20 protein-coding genes are annotated in these 23635 nt (G+C 38.9%); 8 read left to right on the plus strand and 12 right to left on the minus strand.

Translation table 11 applies throughout. The features are described 5' to 3' along the window. Positions 1-171 precede the first annotated feature (171 nt). Complete coding sequence (locus E4661_RS02845; protein WP_136465304.1) at positions 172-1446, plus strand: hypothetical protein; 1275 nt, start codon at positions 172-174, stop codon at positions 1444-1446. Positions 1447-1545: 99 nt separating this feature from the next. Here the strand turns inward: E4661_RS02845 and E4661_RS02850 are convergent, their stop codons facing one another. The 4 genes from E4661_RS02850 to E4661_RS02865 are packed head-to-tail and all read right to left on the minus strand — an operon-like array spanning position 1546 to position 6991. Then, positions 1546-3006: a lipopolysaccharide biosynthesis protein gene (locus E4661_RS02850; protein ID WP_136465305.1), complete on the minus strand. Its 1461-nt coding sequence runs from the start codon at positions 3004-3006 to the stop codon at positions 1546-1548. Then, positions 2991-4274 carry a glycosyltransferase family 4 protein gene (locus E4661_RS02855; protein ID WP_136465306.1) on the minus strand — a complete coding sequence of 428 codons (1284 nt, stop codon included), beginning with the start codon at positions 4272-4274 and terminating at the stop codon, positions 2991-2993. The genes E4661_RS02850 and E4661_RS02855 overlap by 16 nt, the downstream gene beginning before the upstream one ends. Then, positions 4274-6709, minus strand: coding sequence for a YfhO family protein (locus E4661_RS02860; protein ID WP_136465307.1), 2436 nt, complete (start codon positions 6707-6709; stop codon positions 4274-4276). The genes E4661_RS02855 and E4661_RS02860 overlap by 1 nt, the downstream gene beginning before the upstream one ends. A gap of 24 nt (positions 6710-6733) precedes the next feature. Next, positions 6734-6991: a DUF4834 family protein gene (locus E4661_RS02865; RefSeq protein ID WP_136465308.1), complete on the minus strand. Its 258-nt coding sequence runs from the start codon at positions 6989-6991 to the stop codon at positions 6734-6736. 85 nt (positions 6992-7076) lie between these two features. Here E4661_RS02865 and E4661_RS02870 point away from each other — a divergent pair, with 85 nt between their 5' ends. Together E4661_RS02870 and E4661_RS02875 are read left to right on the plus strand one after the other, a co-directional pair. After that, a complete protein-coding gene (locus E4661_RS02870; RefSeq protein ID WP_136465309.1) occupies positions 7077-8060 on the plus strand; it encodes a transporter in 984 nt (327 codons plus the stop codon). A 66-nt stretch (positions 8061-8126) separates the two neighbouring features. Beyond that, on the plus strand, positions 8127-9248 hold the full coding sequence (locus E4661_RS02875; RefSeq protein WP_136465310.1) for a GTP cyclohydrolase: 1122 nt from the start codon (positions 8127-8129) through the stop codon (positions 9246-9248). Positions 9249-9266: 18 nt separating this feature from the next. On the opposite strand, the gene E4661_RS02880 is transcribed toward E4661_RS02875, so the two are convergent. The 3 genes from E4661_RS02880 to E4661_RS02890 form a co-directional block, all read right to left on the minus strand. After that, positions 9267-10526 carry a cysteate-C-fatty acyltransferase gene (locus E4661_RS02880; RefSeq protein ID WP_136465311.1) on the minus strand — a complete coding sequence of 420 codons (1260 nt, stop codon included), beginning with the start codon at positions 10524-10526 and terminating at the stop codon, positions 9267-9269. A gap of 127 nt (positions 10527-10653) precedes the next feature. Further along, positions 10654-11694 carry a cysteate synthase gene (locus E4661_RS02885; RefSeq protein WP_136465312.1) on the minus strand — a complete coding sequence of 347 codons (1041 nt, stop codon included), beginning with the start codon at positions 11692-11694 and terminating at the stop codon, positions 10654-10656. A gap of 73 nt (positions 11695-11767) precedes the next feature. Further along, positions 11768-13906, minus strand: a complete 2139-nt coding sequence (locus tag E4661_RS02890; RefSeq protein ID WP_136465313.1) for a S9 family peptidase — start codon at positions 13904-13906, stop codon at positions 11768-11770. A 60-nt stretch (positions 13907-13966) separates the two neighbouring features. On the opposite strand from E4661_RS02890, the gene E4661_RS02895 reads away from it, so the two are divergent. Beyond that, positions 13967-14293, plus strand: a complete 327-nt coding sequence (locus E4661_RS02895) for a YbaB/EbfC family nucleoid-associated protein (protein ID WP_136465314.1) — start codon at positions 13967-13969, stop codon at positions 14291-14293. A 141-nt stretch (positions 14294-14434) separates the two neighbouring features. On the opposite strand, the gene E4661_RS02900 is transcribed toward E4661_RS02895, so the two are convergent. The 4 genes from E4661_RS02900 to E4661_RS02915 all read right to left on the minus strand — a co-directional run bounded on the left by E4661_RS02900 (position 14435) and on the right by E4661_RS02915 (position 18556). Next, positions 14435-14692: a Txe/YoeB family addiction module toxin gene (locus E4661_RS02900; protein WP_136465315.1), complete on the minus strand. Its 258-nt coding sequence runs from the start codon at positions 14690-14692 to the stop codon at positions 14435-14437. Position 14693: 1 nt separating this feature from the next. Beyond that, the gene (locus tag E4661_RS02905; protein WP_136465316.1) at positions 14694-14948 is read right to left on the minus strand and encodes a type II toxin-antitoxin system Phd/YefM family antitoxin; all 255 of its coding nucleotides are present in this window, start codon (positions 14946-14948) and stop codon (positions 14694-14696) included. Positions 14949-15021: 73 nt separating this feature from the next. Continuing rightward, positions 15022-16050, minus strand: a complete 1029-nt coding sequence (locus E4661_RS02910; RefSeq protein ID WP_136465317.1) for a threonine aldolase family protein — start codon at positions 16048-16050, stop codon at positions 15022-15024. Positions 16051-16153: 103 nt separating this feature from the next. Next, complete coding sequence (locus tag E4661_RS02915) at positions 16154-18556, minus strand: zinc-dependent metalloprotease (protein WP_136465318.1); 2403 nt, start codon at positions 18554-18556, stop codon at positions 16154-16156. Between the two features lie 82 nt (positions 18557-18638). On the opposite strand from E4661_RS02915, the gene prfB reads away from it, so the two are divergent. The 4 genes from prfB (at position 18639) to fumC (ending at position 22607) form a co-directional block, all read left to right on the plus strand. Further along, a protein-coding gene (gene prfB / locus E4661_RS02920) for a peptide chain release factor 2 (protein ID WP_136465319.1) occupies positions 18639-19734 on the plus strand; the annotation gives its coding sequence in 2 pieces (ribosomal slippage) (positions 18639-18701 and positions 18703-19734; 1095 coding nt in all). A 106-nt stretch (positions 19735-19840) separates the two neighbouring features. Continuing rightward, positions 19841-20182, plus strand: a complete 342-nt coding sequence (gene arsC, locus E4661_RS02925; RefSeq protein ID WP_136465320.1) for an arsenate reductase (glutaredoxin) — start codon at positions 19841-19843, stop codon at positions 20180-20182. Between the two features lie 91 nt (positions 20183-20273). After that, complete coding sequence (locus E4661_RS02930) at positions 20274-20771, plus strand: hypothetical protein (protein WP_136465321.1); 498 nt, start codon at positions 20274-20276, stop codon at positions 20769-20771. A gap of 438 nt (positions 20772-21209) precedes the next feature. After that, the gene (gene fumC, locus E4661_RS02935) at positions 21210-22607 is read left to right on the plus strand and encodes a class II fumarate hydratase (RefSeq protein ID WP_136465322.1); all 1398 of its coding nucleotides are present in this window, start codon (positions 21210-21212) and stop codon (positions 22605-22607) included. A gap of 70 nt (positions 22608-22677) precedes the next feature. Here fumC and E4661_RS02940 read toward each other — a convergent pair whose 3' ends face one another. Then, positions 22678-23565: a hypothetical protein gene (locus E4661_RS02940; protein ID WP_136465323.1), complete on the minus strand. Its 888-nt coding sequence runs from the start codon at positions 23563-23565 to the stop codon at positions 22678-22680. Positions 23566-23635: the final 70 nt, after the last annotated feature.

A 23635-nucleotide genomic window follows, 5' to 3' on the forward strand; every position in this document is an offset into this window, starting at 1 on the left:
TTAGAGGACAAACACCCCATATAATTATGGGCTCATATCTCCAATTAAAAATACAAAATTTATAGCTCTAATATTCAGATAGTTACAAATCGATAGCTTTTTTTGGCACGCTGTTTGGTATCTACATTTCGGAATGTAAATAGTTGCATTCAGAATTTAAAATCGGATAGTATGAAAAAGTTAGTACTCATTATAGCAGCGGTCTTGCTTGGAGTTCCAAACGCTTCAGCGGCCAGCAAAGAAGATAAGACGTTTATTACAAGTAATTATCGATACGGCAACTCATTCATCTTTGTTGAAAATGGAGTGACTTTTTCAGTATACCCGGATGGAGAGTTCGATTTTTATATCGATAACCAGGTTAATGTGGGTGTAGGAGCTCGAATCGGTAACGTTGGTATTACTTTCAATTCAGGATATAATTATAACCCCTTTGTTCAGTATGATGACTATGGTGCCGTAGTTCAAGTAGAGAACATTCCTATTTATTATGACTACTACGGCCGCGTTTCCCAAATTGGAAACGTTGACGTTTGGTATCGAAATGGTCGTGTGCGTAGAGTTGGAGGACTTAATGTGTTTTATAATGGAGGTGTTTTTAGTCACTGTACCGGCTTCATTAACATATATAACAGACATTATGTGTACAGACCATTCCATAGGTATTTTGCACGACCTGCTGTGAACTACTGTAACGTGTATTACAGACCTTACAGAAGATATTATAACCCTGTTAGATATACTTACTATAGACCTTATAGGTATAATCACAGAAGAGCTTATGCCTCTATCGGTAGAACATATAGAAATGATAGACATTATAGAAGGGATAACATTTACAGAAACGATAAAAGAGTAACCCATATCAGAAGAAATGGTGCTGACTACGGAAGAAGTAACAGAAGTATTGGAAACACCAATTATGATTACAGAAAAGGAAATGCTGTAAGTCGTTCCAACAACAGTGCAAGAAGAAGCTCTGGTGTTAGTAGAACCTCGAAGCAAAGCGATTATCGAAGAGGCAATACCGTTTCCAGAAGTAATAGCAGCAACAGAGTTACGGCTCAAAGACAGGCTAATAGAAAGTCGAATGGAACAACTATTAGGCAAGGTAATTATAGAAAAGGTAATTCGGTATCACGAAGCAATAATGGTAGAACGGTCACACAAAGACAGGTAACTCGAAAGCCAAACAGTAGAACAATAACAAAACGTGAAGTAACTACTACTCCAAGAAGCCGAACGGTTACAAGGAGTACTACAACACATAGAAAGCCACAGGCAAGGAGCGGTTCAAGTCGTTCGGTTGTAAGTAGAAGTAGTGCGCCAAAGAGAACAGTTACCAGAAGTACAAAAACTACGGTTAAGCGAAATTCTGGAAACACAAATTATAGAAGAAGTAGCACCACAGGTACGCGTTCAAGAAGTACCAGACGAGTGCAATAAAGATAGTTTTTAGGTTGGTTAGTTGTTTACCCCGTGGTTGGATTTATCCGCTACGGGGTTCTTTTTTTGACCTATTGGACGAACTTGTATAAGAAAATACTATTCCTCCCTTCTTCTCAACCATTTAGACAATACTCCCGAAACATCTTCCGATATGTCAAAACGGTACAAAATGCCCAAGTACATTGCAGCAATCAAAGCAGATTTTAATGCTATGTTTAAAATTGGATGAAATGGAAACTGAAGCTGATAAAACAGAACTCCCATAAAAAGCAAGGTTGCCAACACTTTGAATGTCGCCTTTGAAAATGGCAAAAACCCAAACTTCAGTTTGACAAAAATCAATTTGGAAAGATTGAACATAAAAATGGCCATAAAACTAGCCAATGCGGCTCCCTCAATACCGTACAAAGGAATCAACCACAGATTGAACAATATAGTGACAACCGCAAAGCACGCTCCCAGGACCAATACCCATTTGTAATATTCTGAGTAATATAAAATAGCATTAACGTTCCCCATGAGAGAGTCAAGTACTTTGGCCATACCTATCAAAGCGACAATATTAAATCCTCCTCGATATTCTTCAGGAAGCATCAGGAACAAATCGTTTATATTTAAAACAATCAATACAAACAATAGTCCTGCAGCAATAAAGGAGGTAAGTGAGGTTTTCTTATACAAACTTTCAAGCTCAAAAAAATTGTTTTCATTTAAATAATTTGCGGTCAAGGGATAGGTAATTTGGTTCATGGCTCGGGCGGGAACAATAATACTGGTGGCTATATAAGTAGCAACCCCATAAAATGCCACATTTTCTAACGCCTTGAACTGGTTGATCATGAATTTATCAATTTCTAAAAGTATGAGAGCAACAGAACCCCCTATAACCATTAATAGGCCGTATCCAATAATAGCCTTTGCTTCTTTCGGAAACTTAAAATCCAAAACAGGCCTCCGTAAACTATAGGCGTATAACTTCATAAGAAGTGTTCGTAACAAGTATATTCCAACAATTCCTTTTAAAAAAGAATCCAACGTAATGATATTCAAGTACAACAAAACCAATAAAATGGAAACACAAACCCTAGCAAAGACCTCTTTAAGGAAATTCCCGAAAACAGATTTTAGGTGAACCTTGCTCCATGCATAGAATACTTCAAAGTAGGCCATGGCCAATCCGACTAAAAACAAATACCATAGGTAATCTTTGACCAATTCATTTTTAATGGACAAAAAACTACCAATAGTGTCATAAAAAAGCCATAGAGCAAAAGTCAATGGTAATATGACCAATAACGGAGAAAGTACAATTAGTGTTAAAAAACCATTCTTCGATTCCTCAGCCTGACCACTATAATATTTTACCAAAGCATTATGAGCGCCTGATGCCAAAATAGGCATCAAAATAGCACCGGTAGCCAAAATAAATGTGACCAACCCGTAATATCTTGGTTCAAGAATATTGGTGTATAGAAACAGTGTATTTACTGCTCCAAATACAAACCCGATAAACGTTACTATGGTATTTTTGAAGGATTGTTTTAAGACGATTCCCATTGAATGAAATTTGCCAGTTGGTTTGTGAGCTCCCTACGGTGATATTGCCCAATTCCTTTGGAATCACATAGCAATTCGCCTTTTTGAAATGCACCAAACCAGTCTAAAAGTACAGTTTTTAGTTCCTCTTTCTGCGCTTTACCATAAAAAACTCCTGCGTTGGTCGACACTACCATCTCTCCTGCCTCCCACCCTTCCGGCCCTATGGAAAGAACTGGCCTTTTGGCATTGAGATATTCAAACAGTTTTCCTGGAATGATTCCTTTGGTTTCTTCCGAATCAATTTCCAACAATAATAGCACTTGGGATTTTTGTTGCACTTCTAAAACCTTATCGTGGGATAGGTAACCCAAATTTATTACCTGCTGCTCCAATTCATTTTCACGTAGAGAATCCATAACCTCTTCTCCTACGACCCCGGCCAATTGAATTTTCAGTTTATTCTTGAATAAGTTGTTTTCTTCACATAATTCTTTGAGTGCTTCCCATAAAACAATTGGATTTCTTCCAGTGAGCAACGACCCGATATGGGAAATCGTGAACGATGCATCTAAAGTATTCATGGGGGTTACACCTTCAAAACCGTTGGTTATGGTTTTTATGGGTTTTTGGGTCAAGCTTTCAAACTCTTTTTTGGTTGTATTACTGGTTACCACGATTTTATCCGCCGAATTCAGCACTTTTTTCTCAAGGGTCTTATGTTTTTTATGGGCTGCTCGGGTCAATCGTAATTTTTTGTGATACCCTATGGATGTCCAAGGATCACGAAAATCAGTAATCCACTCAAGAGAAAATTTATCTTTTAATCCCAATCCGATAAGATGTATGCTATGTGGCGGGCCAGTCGTGATTATGGTCTCTATTCCATGCTCTTCTATGATTTTGGAAAGAAATTTTATGGATGGCTTAACCCATGATCTACGTGCATCAGGTATAAAAAAGTTTCCCCGAACCCAAAGCATAGCCTTTTCCAATAATGATGGATTCTTTTCTTGAATAATTCCCGAGCTAATGGTTTTGGTTTTCTTTTTAGAAAGCAAATTCGCCCAGAAATAAGGTTCTTTGATAGGTTGCTTTAAAATGGATAGTCCGCTTGGCACTTCAGTCACCAAATTCTTGTCTATGATGGGATATGTCGGGTTTTCAGGAACATAAACAATCGGTTCGATACCAAAATCAGGAAGATATTTAACAAATTTCAGCCATCGTTGTACCCCTGGCCCTCCTGCGGGAGGCCAATAATACGCTATGATCAAGACCTTGCGCATTATTCCTCTTTCTCTTTTTTAGGTCGAAACGAATAGGCAACTCCTCCAAGAATAATCAATCCAAGTAAAATACTGCTTCCAAAAGCAATTTGACTTCCTGTTGCGACAATTTCGGGTTCAAACTTGAATTCAATCTCATGACTTCCGGCCGGAACCTTCATACCTCGTAAAGCGTAATTTACCCTATAATGCGGAACAGCTTTTCCATCTAAAAATGCCTGCCAGCCAAAGGGATAGTGCATTTCCGAGAATACAGCAAACCCAGCATTACTATTCTTTGATTCGTACTTCAGAGTATTAGGCCTATAATCAATCAAATTGATTGAAGCTAAAGAATCCACCTCATAACTAAGTTTGGTAATTGTAGGATAGGTTTTGGTATCGACGACGGCCTCGAATTTGGAATTGAATCCTTTAAGCGCTTGTATAGCTTCATTCGCAGATGAAACGGGGATAAGATCTTCTACAAACCATGCATTGCCATTAGCACCATCGTTAACAGCGGGAAAACTTGCGCCATCCTCATCTTGTTGAATGATATACTTAGCATTAAGCATATTGAGTACTTCCAGGTTGTTTTGATACAGATGATGTTCGAACAAATCTTGCAATTGTCTAGGCTTCGCTGCGTGGTATCCTCCGATAGATTTATGAAAATAAGAAGTTCTTGCGCCGTTAAGTCCTTCCTGTGGGTCAAAAACCCTATAAATAGAATCATCCTGCTGAATCAATTGATCCACTTGACTAGCCTGAAACGGAGTATTTACATTTCGTTGACGAACAAAATCATCTTTGTTTACATATCGCATATCCACGCCAACCAAATCGAACAATATCAATCCACCCAATACAATCACTATCAGGTTTTTTCCAATTTTATCTTTGATAAAAAACCACAAAGCGGTAGCTGCCAAAGCCACATAAATCAATGAGCGAATAGTATCGCTTATATAAACGGCTTCACGGTCTCGCTGAATCAGGGACATCAATTCATCACCATATCCACGGGTACGATAAAACTCATCGTTCAGTCCCTCAAAATCAAAAAATCCTTTGATTAAAAAGATAAAAACGCCAAGACCAAGGGTTATAAAGAAGCTAAGCTTCAGTGCTCTCAACTTTACTTCTGATTTAAGTTTCTTTTTAAAAAGTTCCCGTACACCAAGAATTCCCAAAACCGGCAAACAAAGCTCCAATACCACTTGAATTGAAGAAACCGCCCTGAACTTATTATACAATGGGAAGTAATCTATCATAAAATTGGTGAGAGCTGGGAAGTTTTTGCCCCATGAAAGCAACAATGCTAAAATGGTACCAAAAAGCAACCACCATTTGCGTCGACCATCTACCAGAAACATACCCAAAATAAATAAGAAGACAACTACCGCCCCTACATAAGCAGGTGCTGCTACAATAGGCTGTTTTCCCCAATATAATGGTAACCCGCTTGATAATTCCAAAGCTTTTGAGGGGGAAAGTCCTTGTCCCGTAAGGTATTCGTACACCTTAGAATCTTTTCCCAAATCTTCATTGGCGGTACCTCCAAACAAACGGGGCGAAAATAAGTTTAACGACTCGCCTATCCCATAACTATATTGGGTAATGTAATCCCTGTCCAGCCCGGTTTGGGCTGCTTTCGCGCTTCCATCAGGATTTATGGTCAATTCTGATTTTCCTCGGGTACTCCAATCCGCATATTGTTTTGTTGCTAAAAGTCCCGTTGCATTGGTTGCAATGGAAAGTACAACTGCCAAAATCAAAATGCCAACAGAGACAAAAAAGTGCTTCAATTCCTTATTCTTTATAGCATAGATAAGGCGAACCAATCCCAAGACCAGTACCAAAAGCATAAAATAATAGGTCATTTGGTAGTGATTGGCACTGATTTCCAAGGCCATGGCCAGCGCCGTCAAAATAAAGCCCAACAAATATTTTTTTCTAAAAACCAATATTATTCCACCCAAAACCATTGGGATATACCCCAGAGCATGGGCCTTGGCATTGTGCCCAACACCTAAAATAATAATGAGATATGTGGAAAAACCAAAAGCCAACGATCCTAAGATAGCCAAGCGATATTCTACTTTAAGGCATAACATCAGGATATAGAAACCAATGAAATAAAGAAAAAGATAATCCGCAGGTCTCGGTAAAAATCGAATCAAACGATCCAATTTCTTGACGTAATCATGAGGATAATTGGCGCCCAGCTGATAGGTTGGCATCCCTCCAAAAGCGCCATTGGTCCAATACGATTCTTCCCCAGTGAGTTCCTTGTAGTCATTGCGTTCTTTTGCCATCCCCTTATACTGGGCTATGTCAGATTGAAAAATGGCCTTGCCCTGAAGTACGGGATAAAAGTATAGCAGTGAGGCTACAATAAAGAAAGCAATTACACAAACATTGGTGATAATAGCTTTTAGGGAAAGTTTCATGGACTGATTTTGAAAAGACAAATATTAGTCAATTTCTTCAAAATCTATATATTCTCCAACTTTTTTTGAAGGATTGGATTTTCTAAAAGGCTTTTTTGAAATGGTGGTTTCTCCTTCCGCAGCCTTGTTGCCAAAGTCCTGATAGTTGCCAAACTGTTCCCCAAAGCGTTGTTGGGTTTTCTTTACAGCATAATTCAGCAGTTTGGGTGCTAGCCATTTTGCCAGCAATTTAACTGCGTAGTATACTAATATGACTACTAATATCGTTTGTAGTAAAACCATGTAACAATAACTATTGAATCAAAATTACACTGTTAGTCCCTTAATTCAATTGAAAGTATCTTAAAATAGTATTAAAATCAGTTATATGGATCTGTCCTTTTTTAAAAAAGCCCCATTATTTGTTTGTGCAATGCCCTTTTTGTTGAGTGCACAATACACCGATGTTATTAACTCCAATAGGCCAGGAAGGGCTGTAAGTGCCTATGCTGTGGGTAAAAATGTTGTTCAGGCCGAAATGGGACTTGTTTACGAACAACAAGACAATGCTACATTGGGAACAGACTCCAATATTTTGGGCACAGATGTTTCATTACGCTATGGATTACTTTTTGAATCTCTCGAAATCAATTGGGAAGGGTCTTTTATATCCCAAGATTTAACCTTTGTCAGCACGGGGGCATCTGAAAAAAGAACAGATTTTTCAAGAAACAGATTAGGTCTAAAGTTTTTGGTATTTGATCCATTTAAAAACCCGGAAAACAATAAACCCAATTTGTATAGCTGGCGGGCAAACAATGTTTTTCAATGGAAAAACCTGATTCCGGCAGTTTCCGTTTATGGAGGAGCGACTTTTACCTTAGGAGACAATCCATTTTATCCTGGGGATCCTAATATTTCCTATAGGGGCGCTATTGCAACACAGAGTCGCCTTTCACCAAGGTTTGTGTTGATCTCAAATTTTGCTTACGACAGAATTGGAACCGATTTTCCTGAGTTGAGTTATGCCGTTTCGATTACCCATGCCTTTAGAGACCCCAAATGGAGTGTCTTTATCGAAAATCAGGGTATAAAAAGTGACCGCTACAAAGATATTCTGCTTCGCACCGGGGTGGCGTATTTGATTAATGAGAATTTTCAAGCCGACATTCATATGGGTTCCGGCTTTCAAAACTCACCTTCACGTCTTTTTGCAGTACTTGGATTCTCCTATCGTTTAGACTTTCATAAGGATACACTAAAACCCATTGACGAGCAAAAGTCAGGTCAAAATGGAAAAATCCGCAAAAAAGATGTCAAAAAAAATCGAAAAAAGAAGAATAAAAAAAGAAAGGATAAACTCGATTTTTAAGTTTTAGCGGTATCATTTTTCTTCTGCTGATAATATTCCTAATATTGACCTTGCAAAATAAAATGTATGGTCTCCGTAAAGCAGGTAGCATCCAAAGCTGATTTAAAAAAGTTCGTAAAATTCCCGTTCACTCTTTATAAAGGATCCTCTTATTGGGTCCCACCTATTATAAATGATGAGATGGAGTCTTTTGACCCCAACAAGAATCCTGTTTTTAAGAATGCAGAGGCTAAATTCTTTTTGGCCTATAAAGATGGTAAGCTAGTTGGACGCATTGCGGCCATTATTAATTGGCTAGAGGTAAATGAGCAGCAGTTAAAGAAAATGCGTTTTGGTTGGTTCGATTTTGCGGATGACCTTGAGGTTTCCAAAGCACTTTTAGACAAAGTAACCGAAATTGGAAAGTCCAACAACCTTGAATTTATGGAAGGACCCGTTGGTTTTTCAAACTTGGATAAAGTAGGCGTGCTTATTGAAGGTTTTGACCACATTGGTACCATGATCACTTGGTATAATCACCCTTATTACCAATCGCATTATGAGCATCACGGATTTGTAAAGGAAAAAGAATATTTGGAAAACAAGTTTTTGGCTGCCAAAGCAGACCCAAAATTATTCCACAAGGCAAATCTACTCATCAAAAAAAGATATGGACTTCGGGAGATGAACTTTACGAACAGTAATGAAATCATGCCTTGGGTGGATAAGATGTTCGATTTGTTCAATGATTCCTATTCCGTGCTTTCTTCGTTCGTAAAGATTACCGATGTACAAAAAGAATATTTTAAAAAGAAGTACATCAGTTTTATAAATCCGGAATACATCAAATTTGTGGTGGATTCCAATGATGAGTTGGTAGCTTTTGCCATCGTAATGCCTTCTTTTTCCAAAGCACTTCAAAAGGCGAAGGGCAAATTGTTCCCATTTGGAGTTTTCCACTTACTGAAGGCCAAGAAACAAAGTAAGGATGTGATTTTTTATTTGATTGGAATCCGTCCTGATTTTCAGAACAAGGGTGTGACTGCCATTATTTTTAATGAATATCACAATACCTTTACGGAGAAAGGAATTGTCAATTGTATTCGTACCCCTGAATTGGAAGAAAATACCGCCATTCGTCAAATGTGGAAACACTTTGATCCAGTTACCCACAAAAGGCGCAGAACCTATCGCAAAGATTTAAGTTGATAAAACATCGGAGTAAAACTACTCGCCCATAGCGGCAGCAACCGCAGCGGATAATCTTTTGTATGTTCCGTTTTGAAGTCGCTCGCGAATTCCTGAGAATGCATCCAAAGTTTCTGCAATATCCTGCATGGTGTGCGTGGCTGTTGGAATCAAACGCAATAAAATCAACCCTTTTGGTATTACAGGGTACACTACGATAGAGCAGAAAATGCCATAATTTTCACGAAGGTCTTTTACCAAAGCCATTGCTTCTGGAATACTTCCATTTAAATACACGGGAGTAACACAGCTTGAAGTAGTACCTATATCAAAACCACGTTCTTTAAGTCCATTTTGAAGCGCGTTGACATTCTCCCAAAGCTTTGCTTTAAGTTCTGGCATCGAACGCAACATATCCAAACGTTTTAGCGCACCCTTCACATAAATCATGGGCAAGGATTTTGCAAACATCTGGGACCTTAGGTTATATTTTAAGTATTCAATGATTTCTTGATCAGCAGCAACAAAAGCTCCAATTCCGGCCATGGATTTTGCAAAGGTTGCCAAATATACATCGATGTCATCCTGAACACCTTGCTCCTCGCCTGCTCCTGCTCCCGTTTTTCCCAAAGTTCCAAAGCCATGGGCATCATCTACAAGCAATCTGAATTTATATTTTTGTTTTAGAGCAACAATTTCCTTTAAGATACCTTGCTCACCACGCATTCCGAAAACTCCTTCAGAAATTACTAAAATTCCACCGCCGGTTTCTGACGCTAGTTTTGTGGCTCTTTCCAAGTTTTTTTCCAAACTCTCGGCATCATTATGTTTGAAAGTGAAGCGTTTACCCATATGCAAACGAACCCCATCAATAATACATGCGTGACAATCCACATCATACACGATAATATCATCTTTTGATACCAAGGCGTCTATTACCGACATAAATCCTTGATAACCAAAATTCAATAAGTAAGAGGCCTCTTTATTTACAAAAGCAGCCAATTCTTGCTCCAATTGTTCGTGGTAATCTGTGTGACCACTCATCATACGAGCTCCCATTGGATAGGCAGCTCCATGTTCATGTGCTGCGTCTCCATCAACTTTTTTGATTTCAGGTAGATTTCCCAATCCTAAGTAATCATTGATACTCCACGTAATGACATCCTTTCCTTGGAATTTCATCCTGTTAGAGATAGGTCCTTCCAACTTCGGGAATACAAAATATCCTTCAGCTTGTGATGCCCATTTTCCCAGAGGTCCTTTGTTCTCAATGATTCTATCAAATAAATCTCTCATCTACCTTAAATTTGATTGAAATGCAAAAGTATATATTTTTGACTAGCCTGCATAACTAATATCCTTATATAAAAAAGAACGACAATGAAAACCACTGTCGTTCTTCTATATAAAGAGAGTTAGTTGTTTACTTAATGTACTCTATTTTTTCTGGAGCTTCAGCGTTCTGGATATCAAAAAATCCTTGGTTTTCCATCCATTCGTTGCTGTAAACCTTGCTCATATATCTAGACCCATGGTCTGGGAAAATCACTACGACATTGCTATCTTCCGAAAACTCCCCTTCAGTATTTAATTGGAACAACGCCTGCATAGCGGCACCGCTGGTATAACCTATGAACATACCTTCTGTATGGGCAACCTTTCTGGCCATATGGGCACTTTCACCATCTGTAACCTTAATATAACGATCTATACTATTGAAATCGGTAGCATCAGGAATCAAGTTTTTGCCCAACCCTTCGATTCTGTACGGATATACCTCATTATGGTCAAATTCGCCGGTCTCGTGATATTTTTTAAGCACTGAACCATAGGCATCAACGCCCAATACCTTAATCTCAGGGTTTTGCTCTTTTAAATACCGAGCAATACCCGAAATAGTTCCTCCAGTACCACTGCAAGCTACCAAATGCGTAATGGCTCCATTGGTCTGATTCCAAATCTCAGGACCAGTAGTATGGTAGTGTGCCTCTATATTTAACTCGTTAAAGTACTGATTGATATATATGGAATCCTTGGTTTCTTTGTGCAAACGCTTTGCCACTTCATAATAAGATCTTGGGTCATCTGCGCTTACGTGTGCTGGGCACACATAAACTTTAGCACCCATTGAACGCAACATGTCTATCTTATCTGGAGATGATTTTGAACTGACGGCCAAAATACATTTGTATCCTTTTACGATACTTACCATGGCTAAGCTAAAGCCTGTATTTCCTGAAGTAGTTTCAATAATAGTACTTCCAGGTTTAAGTATTCCTTTGCGCTCGGCTTCTTCTATTATATAAACAGCAATCCTGTCCTTTGAGGAATGTCCTGGGTTAAAAGCTTCAACCTTGGCATAAAAATTTCCGGTAAGGGGCTCTGCAATTTTGTTAAGTTTAACTAAGGGAGTGTTTCCAATTAAATCAAGAATATTGCTATGCGCATTTATCTGTTTTTTCATAACTGGGTTTAGGTAAGGGATAAATTAGAAACTTCTTTCCAATTTATCAGGGACAAAAATAGTATTTTTTATTTTAAGGCGTTTTTCCCTCCAAATCAAGGATAAAAGTGTACTCTTTCGCAGTTTCCTTCAATGATTCAAATCGACCAGAAGCTCCGCCATGACCTGCATCCATATTGGTGTCCAAAAACAGTAGGTTGTCATCGGTCTTGAACTCTCGAAGTTTTGCCACCCATTTAGCAGGTTCCCAATATTGTACCTGGGAATCATGCAAACCTGTTGAAACATACATATTTGGGTAACTTTTGGATTCTACATTGTCATAAGGTGAATACGATTTCATATATAAGTAGTACTCCTTTTCGTTGGGATTGCCCCATTCATCATACTCTCCAGTTGTTAAGGGTATGGACGAATCCAACATTGTTGTGACCACATCCACAAAAGGAACAGAAGCTATCACCCCCTTATATAGATCAGGTGCCATGTTCACCACCGCACCCATCAAAAGTCCGCCAGCCGAGCCCCCACTGGCATATAAATGCTCTGGAGATGTATATTTTTCTTTAATCAGGAATTTGGAACAATCAACAAAATCGGTAAAAGTGTTTTTCTTTTGGAAAAGCTTTCCATCTTCATACCATGACCTTCCTAAATATTCGCCTCCACGTACATGCGCAATGGCATAGATAAAGCCTCTATCCAACAGACTCAATCGTACCGAGGAAAAATAGGGGTCAATGGTACTTCCGTATGAACCATAAGCATATTGCAGTAAAGGGCTGGTTCCATCAAATTTCACATTTTTATGATATACCAATGAAATAGGCACTTTTACTCCATCTCTGGCTATGGCCCAAAGGCGTTCAGTTCTGTAGTTCGACTTATTAAATTTGCCGCCCAAAACCTCTTGTTCTTTAAGTATCTTCTTGGTCTTGTTCGCCATATTAAAATCTATGATCGCATACGGAGCACCCATCTCATTATAGAAATACCGAAGCTCTTGGGCGTCAAAATCAAGATTAACTGACGTTCCGGCCACATAGGTTTCACTATCAAAGGGTAAGTAATAGCGATCAGAACCATCCCACCGTACAATTTTGAGTCTGTTCAAACCATTTTCACGTTCGGAAAGGACATAGTAGTCCTTAAAAATGTCCACATCCTCCAAAAGAACATCTTTTCGATGTGGAATAAACTCCTGCCAGAACTCAGACCCAGTTTTTTCATCGGTTGACTTCATCAATTTGAAATTGGTGGCGGAATCTTTGTTGGTGAGTACATAAAAATTACCGTTGTAATGGGAAATTGAATACTCCACCCCTCTTTCCCTTGGGGAAAACACCTTAAAATCACCTTCGGGATTATCGGCATCCAAAATACGGTACTCGGATGTCAGTGTACTCACGGAGCCTATTACAAGATATTTCTTGGATTTGGTTTTATACACAAAAGTATTGAAGGTCGAGTCTTTTTCATGAAAAATCAGTACATCCTGGGCTTCGCTGGTACCCAAAGTATGCCTGTAAATCTTATCGGAACGTAAGGTTACCGGGTCTTTTTTTGCATAGAACAAGGTCTTTCCATCATTACCCCAAACGGAGCTTCCAGTTGTATTTTCCACCTTATCATCATAAATCTCGCCAGTCTCTAAATTCTTTACCTGGATGGTATACTGCCTTCTAGAAACCGTGTCTGTAGCAAAAGAGGCCAAAGTATTGTCTGGACTAATGGAAATACCTCTTAAATTAAAGAATTCATGGTCCTTGGCCATCTGGTTACAATCGAACATGAGCTGGTCTGCGGCTTCCATACTTCCTTTTCTTCGCAAATAAATGGGATACTCTTGGCCTGTCTCGTATTTGGTGATGTACCAAAATCCGTTGTATTTATAGGGAACAGAAGTATCGTCCTCTTTTATCCGGGATTTCATTTCTTGAAAGAGCGCTTTTTGAAATTCCTTGGTGTGGGAAGTCATTTTGCCATAGTACTCATTTTCAGCATTCAAATAGTCTAAAACCTCCTGATCCTCCCTGTCGTTCATCCAATAGTAATCATCTGTCCTAACATCCCCATGTTTTTCAAGTTTGGTAGGCTTCTTTTTAGCTGTAGGAGGGATAATACTCATTTGTTTTTCTTTAGAATTCTTGCAAGAGCCTGCAAAAATAAGGCATAATATCAAAAAAATACTGTTGGAGAGAAGGTACTTCATTGGGCTAGATTTTGACCAAATTATTACTTTTGCGTTCTATTTTGAACCAAACTCAAGATTATGTTCGGAGATATTATGGGAATGATGGGTAAAATTAAGGAAACCCAAGAAAAAGTAAAAGCCACTAAGCAGCGTTTGAGCACTGTTCTTATTGATGAAAGTTCGTCGGATGGATTGTTGAAGGTTACCATTACTGCCAATAGAGAGATTAAGTCAATATCAGTGGACGACACCCTTTTACAGGACAAGGAACAGCTTGAAGATTACCTAGTGTTGACCTTGAACAAGGCTATAGAAAAGGCAACCCAAGTAAATGAAACTGAATTGGCCGCTGTTGCGAAGGAAGGTATGCCCAATATTCCAGGGATGGATTCTTTTTTTAAATAATTGGCACTCAGATGTCAGATGTCAGAAATAAAATGTCAGTTTGAGTGCAATCGAGAACTCCTTGATTAGACAATCAGTTGTTAGTTGTTGGAAAACCTTGGTTAGAAGTTTGATGTCCTCCAACAAATCGATTAATCGGAATCAATCATAATGAAACCTACACTTGGCAATCAATATTTGGCCTTGTTCATATCTGTAGATTAAACGATGTTCATGGTCAATTCTTCGAGACCAAAATCCGGCATACTTATGTCGCAGTGGTTCAGGCTTTCCGAGTCCTTCAAAAGGTTGCCTAGCGATATCTTTTAGTAGTTCATTGATTTTCTTTAGCTTCCTTTTATCGGTTTTTTGCCAATAGAGGTAATCCTCCCAAGACTCGTCTACAAAAATATATTTCATTTCAATCCTCCATTAAATCTTTTTCAAAGGAGGTTTGGGTTTTCAATTTTGTTATTGCGGAATCGAGTCGTAATTCATTCTTTCTCGAGGAAAGTTCGTGCTGTGTTGCCATTAAGGAATTATATTCTTTAAGCGACATAACTACAATACCGGAATCTTTTCCTCGATTAATAATCAAGATCTCAAAATTCTTAGCGACCCTATCTAGATATGATTTGATGTCTTTTCTAAAATCAGAAACGGTAGCAATAAGCATGATTTCTATTTTTTTGTACAAAAATATGTACAAAAAATAGAATTTTCAAATCTAAGAATAAACAAATCCATTATTATTTGCTCAATTCCCTTAGCACTTCCAAAAAATAGGAATGCATTTCCTGCGTGTAGTCCAAATGAGTTACAATGCGTAGTTTACCTTGGCCCATACCAATAATTGAAATGTTGTTTTCCTTTAGTTTGGCCAAAAAGTTTTCTGAAGATATTTTGGATTCATCCAACTTAAAAATGATGATGTTGGTCTCTATCGGCTCTACTTTTTGGATACATCGCATCCCCTTTAAAACTTCCCCGATTTCTTTGGCCTTTTGATGGTCTTCGTCAAGTCTATCGATGTGATTATCCAACGCGTAGATTCCTGCCGCAGCCAAAAAACCGGACTGGCGCATACCTCCGCCTAAAACTTTTCGTACGCGCAATGCATCGTCAATCAACTCTTGACTCCCGACCAAAACCGAACCTACCGGACAACCCAAACCTTTGCTGAGACACACACTAATGGAGTCGAACAAGTTTCCGTAATCCTTTGGATTTTCCTGTTGGGCTACCAACGCATTCCAAAGGCGCGCTCCATCTAAATGATACTTTAGATTGTTATTATCACAGACCTTCCCTATTTTTTTAAGCTCATCAAAATCCCAACAAGCTCCTCCCCCTTTATTGGTGGTATTCTCAATGCAGACAAGCGAAGTCAATGGACTATGATAAAAATCTGGAGGGTTTATAGATTGTTCTACCTGTTCCGCAGTCATCATTCCCCTGTTACCGTCCACCAATTTACAAGAAACACCACTATTAAAACTCACTCCTCCTCCTTCGTAATTATATACATGAGCATATTTATCACATATCAACTGATCACCTGGATTCGTATATAATTTAATAGCAGTTTGGTTGGCCATAGTGCCACTGGGAAAAAACAGGGACGCCTCCATCCCAAAATAATTGGCCACTTTTTCTTCCAAAGCATTTACGCTTGGGTCATTTTTGAACACATCGTCCCCTACCTTGGCATTCATCATAGCTTCCAACATGCCTGGAGTGGGTCGGGTTACCGTATCGCTAATTAAGTTTATTTCCATTTGCATAAGTGGATTATTGGATATTTAGAGGGTTAGATTGCTCGATTGCTGAAAATTTGGATAATTGTTCATTGGCCATTGTGAATTATTGACTGTCAATTGTTTAATGAAAACAATCCATCCCAATTGGCGATCCATCAGGAATCTTTGGAGATTGCTTTGTCTTAAAACGCTCTGGTGCCTTGTTGAAAGCATCAATTAGCCTAACCATTTCCGCCGAAATAAGATTTCTTCCATTACTCAAAAGTGAAATCTTTAGTGCTCTTAAAGCTTCATTGGCTATGGCATTGACCTGTGGATGCACCTGTTTACTAGCTGCCAAATTCATGATATGGCTAAGCACTCGAAAGTTGATAACTTGTTGCACTTCGTTCAGATAAGCATTCTTGTTACTTTCTAAAATGGTATTTTCAATCAATTCGTCTAAAACTTGGGTAAGTCCTATTTGATTTTTGTCCAAACTTTTTTGCTGAATCAATCTAGAGGCTCTTTCAGGATGCAACAAAAGCCCCAAGGTCATATCAGCTGCGGTTTCTGCGGCCGATAAAGCGTCAAAGGTCACCCCCGTCCTTCCTTTAAAAGATTCTCTTGACCTGCCATAGCCAATAGCTCTTGGTGGGAAAAGTTCCAGTTTATTCTCTGGAATTGCAATTTCAGAAGCATCCAAAGTTTTCAAAATGGTCTGCAGTGCATTTTCTCGGGTAGCAGAGCTAATAGGAAACACGGTTCGTTGTCCATCTCCTTTAACGGCATAATTGTAATCCAATCCGCCAATCAATTTGGAAACCGCTTCGGTCTGATACCTATGAAAGAAATACAACGGAGCAAACACATCTTCAAGCACCGAGTTGGGCTCTCCTTTTCGTACATTGTCCATCGAAAAATTGGCGATTGCCTTTTTTCTGATTTTTAGTACGTTTTCCAATTCTTGAGAAGCATTTTTGCCATTGTCCCATAAGTGTGCCAATGCATGCGCCCCTCCCCTCGGTCTAGCATCTTGGTCTGAGATGTAGCGCAGACCGTCAGTTTGAGCTTGCTGTAAAATAGCATTCAAGTCTTCTTTTTCGCCAACTCCATTTGGAAAATCCGAATACGAATAGGCTACTGTTACCTTATCCCACGCTCTAATATTTGTGTCGTAAGCATTGTCAAAATTAATATTGTCCCCATCCAAAATAAATTGTGGATGCGGATAATCCATAACCGAAGCCCTATTGTTTGTACTTGCGGCGAAATTATGTGCAAAACCGAGGGTATGTCCTATTTCATGGGCAGATAATTGACGGATTCGAGCCAATGCCATTTCCAGCATGGGTTGATAATTATCATCCCGTTCAGCAAAAGGTTTGTTCATTAATGCTTGGGCTATTAAAAAATCTTGACGAATGCGAAGACTCCCGAGACTTACATGTCCTTTTATGATTTCTCCGGTTCTTGGGTCGGTAACGCTCATTCCGTAGCTCCAGCCACGGGTTGAACGATGTACCCATTGAATAACATTGTATCTTACGTCCATAGGGTCGGCATCATCAGGTAAAATCTTTAGCTGGAAAGCATCTTTATATCCAATAGCCTCAAAAGCTTGGTTCCACCACCTTCCGCCATCCAATAAAGCGGAGCGTACGGGTTCAGGAGTTCCATTATCCAAATAATACACAATAGGTTCAACCGCTTCGCTTACTTCGGTATTTGGGTTTTTCTTTTTAAGGCGATGACGGGTCACAAAACGTTTTAAAATGGGTTCTTGTACCGGGGTCGCATAATCGTAATACGAAAAAGGATACGAGCCACATCGAGGGTCAAACTCCCTTTTTTCATAGCCATCGTCTGGTAATTCAATAAAGGAATGGTGTTGTGCCACGGTTACCAACGAAGGGTTGGGTGCAACAGATTGAATCCACTCACCAGTAGGATTACCTTTAAAGGTAAGGGTCACATCAAATTCAATATTCTTTGGAAATGCCTTGGTACGCTCAAAGGCCAAAGCACTTTTTGAAATATCCAAATTGTAGGTTCCCTGTTTAGTGTTTTTTAAGCGGTTGGAAACACCATGGGCATCTCTAATCAAAAAATCCGTAATATCAATCAGATAACTGCCCTTTGATTCTTCCTCTATTTTAAACCCATGCAGAACCGATTTGGCAAATGCCTGTTCCACTGATTTTTTTTCCAATTCATTATCAGTTATTGCCCTAAATTTTAGATTCGGTTGAACCAACAACAATTTATTTCCCGCTTTTTTGAAATAAACAACTTGCTCGTTTCCCAATTGTCCCCTATCCAAACCAATATCGTTGCTTCCAATACCACTGCTTAGGGAGTATACATAAAGAAAGTCCTTTTCCAGGTCATCCACTTCCAAGAAGATTTTATCATTGGAGTCATCGTAGTAGAAGTTGAAATAACCGTTGAATTTTTGAAAATCCTTGGTCTTTTCAAAATTTTGCGCTTGTAAAAAGCTGAAGGTCAATAGAAAAAATAGGAGATAGAGAAAGTCTTGTTTCATGTCGTAGAGAGTTCTTGCTAAAATTATATAAATTTCGTTGCTTGACTATACCGAAATAGTATTTTTGCCTGAAATAATTTATATGGTTACCACAGATCAGCATAAAGATCTTATTGAGCGCCTTGGTGCGTTAAGGAGGTATCTTTGACATTGATGCCAAACTTATTGAAATAGAGAACGAAGAGGAGAAAACTGCGGCTCCAGGTTTTTGGGACGATCCCCAAAAAGCCCAAGTTCAAATGCAATCGCTAAAATCAAAGAAAAAGTGGGTAGAGAATTTTAATGCTGCCGAAGCACTTGTTGGAGATTTAGAGGTCTTACTGGAATTTCAACAGGCGGGTGAAGTTTCTGAGGAAGAGGTAGATTCCAATTTTGAGAACGCCAAACTTTCCATAGAAGATCTAGAGTTCAAAAATATGCTTTCCGAGGAGGGTGATGAGCTGACCGCTGTTCTTCAAATAACTGCTGGTGCTGGTGGGACCGAAAGTTGTGATTGGGCTTCCATGCTCATGCGGATGTATTTGATGTGGAGTGAAAAGAATGGCTACAAGGTCAAAGAACTTAATTATCAGGAAGGTGATGTGGCAGGAATCAAGACGGTGACGCTTCAAATTGATGGTGAGTTTGCCTTCGGATGGTTGAAAGGGGAAAATGGAGTTCATCGACTGGTTCGAATTTCACCATTTGATAGCAACGCAAAACGACATACTTCCTTCGCATCGGTCTATGTGTACCCACTAGTAGACGATACTATTGAAATCGAGGTGAATCCGTCCGATATTGAAATCACGACAGCGCGCTCAAGTGGTGCTGGTGGACAAAATGTGAACAAAGTGGAAACTAAAGTACAACTGGTTCACAAACCTACCGGAATTCAAATATCTTGTTCTGATTCAAGATCACAGCATGATAACCGGGCCACCGCAATGAAAATGCTCAAATCCCAACTTTACGAGATTGAACTCCGCAAAAAACAGGAAGCACGGGCAGAAATTGAATCATCAAAGATGAAAATTGAGTGGGGTTCGCAAATAAGGAATTACGTAATGCACCCCTATAAATTGGTAAAGGATGTTCGTACGGCGGAGGAAACCGGAAATGTTGATGCGGTTATGGACGGAGAAATCAATCCTTTCTTAAAAGCCTATTTGATGATGATGGGGCAAAAAGAAGAGTAGTTCTTCGCTAAAGCTTCGGACTATAAGTGAAAGAGCTATGAGTCTGATATCTGATGGAAAAGTCCATTGGAAATTGTTTATTGACAACTGTTAATTGTAAATAGAGATGATAAAGATTTATCACAACCCTAGGTGTACCAAGTCTAGACAAGGATTACAGCACCTTGAAAATTCAGGAGTTGAATTCGAAGTGGTACGATATTTGGAAGATATCCCCACAACGGACGAACTGAAGCAAATTATAGCCTATCTTGGCATAACACCCCTGGAATTGGTTCGTAAAAATGAAGCGGTCTGGAAAGAAAACTATAAGGGTAAAACGTTGTCAGATGACGAAATTATAGCTGCAATGGTTGAAAATCCGAAGCTTATTGAACGGCCCATTATTATCAAAGATGGAAAAGCTGTTATAGGTCGCCCTACAGAGAATATTGACGCATTATTATAGTAATGCTATGATTTTCAACGTCTTTATTTGTTGTACTGGGCAATTTTTTGGACTTTTACCTTGTTCCTATCAGAACTAGAATTACACAAGCATGAAAAACAAACTGTCCCTAATATTATTTATGTTGCTCGGGATTTTCTTTACCGATACACTTGTAGCGCAATACGGATATGGAAACCCTTACGGATACGGATATGGTAACCGATATGGTAGGCAACGAAGTATTGTACCTCAAGCGCAAGCTCCGCCCAAGGAAGAAAAACCTTTAACCTCGGAAGAAATTGTTGATTTACAAATGGCATCCATTTCAGAGGCCTTGGCGTTAAATCCTTTTGAAGAAGCTGTTGTTCGAACTACTCTAATAAAATCTGTTCAGCAACGTATTGAACTGAGTATTTTGCAGCTGGAGGAAAACAAAATGAGGGAAGAAGTCGAAAAAATCAAGGTTAGACAAGATGAAGAATTAAAGTTGGGCTTACCTGAAGATAAATACCAAGCTTTTATGGAACTTCAGGAAAACCAATTCAAGACCAATAAAATTAAAAAGAAGAACAAGAAGAAAAAGCGGAAGAAAAAATCCAAAGAATGAAAATTTGAAGAAAATTTTCATTTAGATTCCGAAGCAAGCTCTGAATGACAATTTAATCGGAATCCAAAGCTAAACTTTGATAAATATTCTCAATAAAAAAGAGGCTTTAAAAGCCTCTTTTTTTATGCGTTGCGCTTAGCTCGTTTAGCTTCGCGTTTTTCTTTATACATTTCCATCAAATTGCCGAACAACCAGTAAGGCACTACAAAAGTCAATAAAAAAATCAACAACCAGAACCCTATCGTAAGGATGGTCAAAAAAGCTAAAAACCCTAAGTATTGGTCAAAATCGAACATTATATTTTCCTTTTGTTGAACAAAGATACCTTCATTTGTCCAAAAAAAACAAATCTGTCTTAAAAAAATGTTTAAATGCTGACATCTTTCATAAGATATAAATCCCCTAACCCCTAAATTTGCACATCTTAAAGTATACACAATGAGTTTTAGAATAGAAAAAGACACCATGGGCGAGGTTAAAGTCCCTGCCGACAAATATTGGGGAGCCCAAACTGAACGATCTCGAAATAACTTTAAAATAGGCGCTCCTGCTTCAATGCCATTGGATGTTGTCTATGGTTTTGCCTATTTAAAAAAGGCAGCGGCTTACACCAATCACGAATTGGGCGTCCTTCCTATAGAAAAAAGAGATTTAATTGCCCAAGTATGTGATGAGATTCTAACAGGTCGGCACGATTCCCAATTTCCTTTGGTCATTTGGCAAACGGGTTCGGGAACCCAAAGTAACATGAATGTCAACGAAGTGATTGCCAATAGGGCTCATGAAATCGCTGGTAAAAAGATTGGTGAAGACGAGAAGACCATTCAACCCAATGATGATGTGAACAAAAGTCAATCCTCGAACGATACTTTCCCAACGGGAATGCACATCGCCGCCTATAAGAAAATTGTCGAGGTCACAATTCCAGGAGTAAAACAGTTGAGAAATACTTTAGATAAAAAATCAAAAGAATTTAAAAATGTGGTCAAGATAGGGCGTACCCACTTAATGGATGCCACCCCCCTAACCCTAGGTCAAGAATTCTCAGGGTATGTTTCGCAATTGGACCATGGACTTAAGGCTTTAAAAAATACTTTACCACATTTAAGCGAGCTAGCTTTAGGAGGAACTGCCGTTGGCACAGGGTTGAACACCCCTAAAGGTTATGATGTATTGGTTGCAAAATACATTGCAAAGTTCACAAACTTACCTTTTGTTACAGCTGAAAATAAATTTGAAGCGCTAGCAGCACATGATGCCATAGTGGAAAGCCATGGTGCATTGAAACAATTGGCCGTCTCATTGAACAAAATTGCCAATGATATTCGTATGATGGCCTCTGGACCTCGTTCTGGTATTGGAGAAATCATTATTCCTGCCAACGAGCCTGGAAGTTCCATCATGCCGGGAAAAGTCAACCCAACACAGTGCGAAGCCATGACCATGGTTTGTGCACAAGTTATAGGTAATGATGTGGCTGTAAGTGTCGGAGGTACGCAAGGGCATTATGAACTGAATGTGTTCAAGCCCATGATGGCTGCCAATATCCTTCAATCTGCTCAGCTGATTGGAGATGCATGTGTAAGTTTTGATGTTAATTGTGCTGTTGGTATTCAGCCCAATCATGATGTGATCAAAACCTTATTGAACAATTCGCTAATGCTTGTTACCGCCTTAAATACAAAAATTGGTTACTACAAAGCAGCGGAAATTGCCAATACTGCACATAAAAATGGTACAACTTTAAGAGAAGAAGCCATAAACTTGGGCTATGTTACTCCTGAGGAATATGACGAATGGGTAAAACCCGAAGACATGGTGGGTAGTTTAAAATAGTCTAGAAACCATAAACAAAAAAGCCCGGTGCAATGCAACCGGGCTTTTTTATAAATATGGATAGTGTATGCTATTTCAAAGTGAATTTAGAAGTTCCCAACAATTTAAGACCATTGTCGTAAACGTTTACCATATAATTCCCTTTCTGGAAATCTGCAGCCGGTTTGTTTATATAGTCACAAACATCCAAAGAGCTGTTTTCATAGTAAAAATTAGTTCCCTTACTATAAGTTATAGAAGCTCCTTCATCTGTAGATTTTGAGAAGCTATCTCCCAATACATTTCCTTGGGGATCCAATACTTCGATAAAGAACTCTCTATCGCCTGCTTCAGCGATAACGTTATCAGCAATAGTAAAGCAAACTTTAAATTTATCAGTTGCCTTAGCTCTTGAAGTTGAAACCAATTTACCACTGTTTCTTTCTCTCACAGCATCAACAGTAAACGTTGAGAGGCTAAGTGCAGAACCTCTTTCAACAGCATCGGCCAATTGAGTATTCTGAACAACCAACGAATCATTAAATACAGTTTGTGCCTCCAGCTCGGCAAAAGTGCTATCTCTTTCCATGGCCAACAAAGTGTTGGAAGTGGTCAAGGAGTCTACTTGCTTCAATAGTTTCTCTCTTTCAGCCTTGAGTACACTTACTTGTCTTCTATATCTTGATAGGCTAGCAATGTCGGCTTTCATTGCAGATACAGAGTCAATATATTTTGCGATGTTATCTCTTGCTGCCACCAACTCTTCATTGGTTGCATTACTTTCCAAAATTGCCTTGTCGTACTCAGACTTCAAGTTGTTCAAATCTTCCACAACCAAATCTTTTTCCTGAGTCAAAGCTGCAGTGGTCTTTTTCTTATCTTGGTAAAGGCTAACGGTATAAATAATAGTTCCTAGAAGAACCACCCCAAGCAAGCCAGCAATTACCTTTAATCCGTTGTTACTTTTTGTTTCACTCATAACTTTCTAATTAATTGATTCTTAGTTTAAGTATTTAATCAATCGTGTTTGGTTTATATACGTTTCGTTT

It is taken from the genome of Flagellimonas onchidii, from assembly GCF_004804315.1.
Classification (GTDB): Bacteria; Bacteroidota; Bacteroidia; order Flavobacteriales; family Flavobacteriaceae; genus Flagellimonas; species Flagellimonas onchidii.

Excerpts from the sequence above, each read along its gene's own strand:
- E4661_RS02845 (WP_136465304.1), top strand. The coding sequence starts at position 172 with ATGAAAAAGTTAGTACTCATTATAGCAGCGGTCTTGCTTGGAGTTCCA.
- E4661_RS02850 (WP_136465305.1), bottom strand. The coding sequence starts at position 3,006 with ATGGGAATCGTCTTAAAACAATCCTTCAAAAATACCATAGTAACGTTT.
- E4661_RS02855 (WP_136465306.1), bottom strand. The coding sequence starts at position 4,274 with ATGCGCAAGGTCTTGATCATAGCGTATTATTGGCCTCCCGCAGGAGGG.
- E4661_RS02860 (WP_136465307.1), bottom strand. The coding sequence starts at position 6,709 with ATGAAACTTTCCCTAAAAGCTATTATCACCAATGTTTGTGTAATTGCT.
- E4661_RS02865 (WP_136465308.1), bottom strand. The coding sequence starts at position 6,991 with ATGGTTTTACTACAAACGATATTAGTAGTCATATTAGTATACTACGCA.
- E4661_RS02870 (WP_136465309.1), top strand. The coding sequence starts at position 7,077 with ATGGATCTGTCCTTTTTTAAAAAAGCCCCATTATTTGTTTGTGCAATG.
- E4661_RS02875 (WP_136465310.1), top strand. The coding sequence starts at position 8,127 with ATGGTCTCCGTAAAGCAGGTAGCATCCAAAGCTGATTTAAAAAAGTTC.
- E4661_RS02880 (WP_136465311.1), bottom strand. The coding sequence starts at position 10,526 with ATGAGAGATTTATTTGATAGAATCATTGAGAACAAAGGACCTCTGGGA.
- E4661_RS02885 (WP_136465312.1), bottom strand. The coding sequence starts at position 11,694 with ATGAAAAAACAGATAAATGCGCATAGCAATATTCTTGATTTAATTGGA.
- E4661_RS02890 (WP_136465313.1), bottom strand. The coding sequence starts at position 13,906 with ATGAAGTACCTTCTCTCCAACAGTATTTTTTTGATATTATGCCTTATT.
- E4661_RS02895 (WP_136465314.1), top strand. The coding sequence starts at position 13,967 with ATGTTCGGAGATATTATGGGAATGATGGGTAAAATTAAGGAAACCCAA.
- E4661_RS02900 (WP_136465315.1), bottom strand. The coding sequence starts at position 14,692 with ATGAAATATATTTTTGTAGACGAGTCTTGGGAGGATTACCTCTATTGG.
- E4661_RS02905 (WP_136465316.1), bottom strand. The coding sequence starts at position 14,948 with ATGCTTATTGCTACCGTTTCTGATTTTAGAAAAGACATCAAATCATAT.
- E4661_RS02910 (WP_136465317.1), bottom strand. The coding sequence starts at position 16,050 with ATGGAAATAAACTTAATTAGCGATACGGTAACCCGACCCACTCCAGGC.
- E4661_RS02915 (WP_136465318.1), bottom strand. The coding sequence starts at position 18,556 with ATGAAACAAGACTTTCTCTATCTCCTATTTTTTCTATTGACCTTCAGC.
- arsC (WP_136465320.1), top strand. The coding sequence starts at position 19,841 with ATGATAAAGATTTATCACAACCCTAGGTGTACCAAGTCTAGACAAGGA.
- E4661_RS02930 (WP_136465321.1), top strand. The coding sequence starts at position 20,274 with ATGAAAAACAAACTGTCCCTAATATTATTTATGTTGCTCGGGATTTTC.
- fumC (WP_136465322.1), top strand. The coding sequence starts at position 21,210 with ATGAGTTTTAGAATAGAAAAAGACACCATGGGCGAGGTTAAAGTCCCT.
- E4661_RS02940 (WP_136465323.1), bottom strand. The coding sequence starts at position 23,565 with ATGAGTGAAACAAAAAGTAACAACGGATTAAAGGTAATTGCTGGCTTG.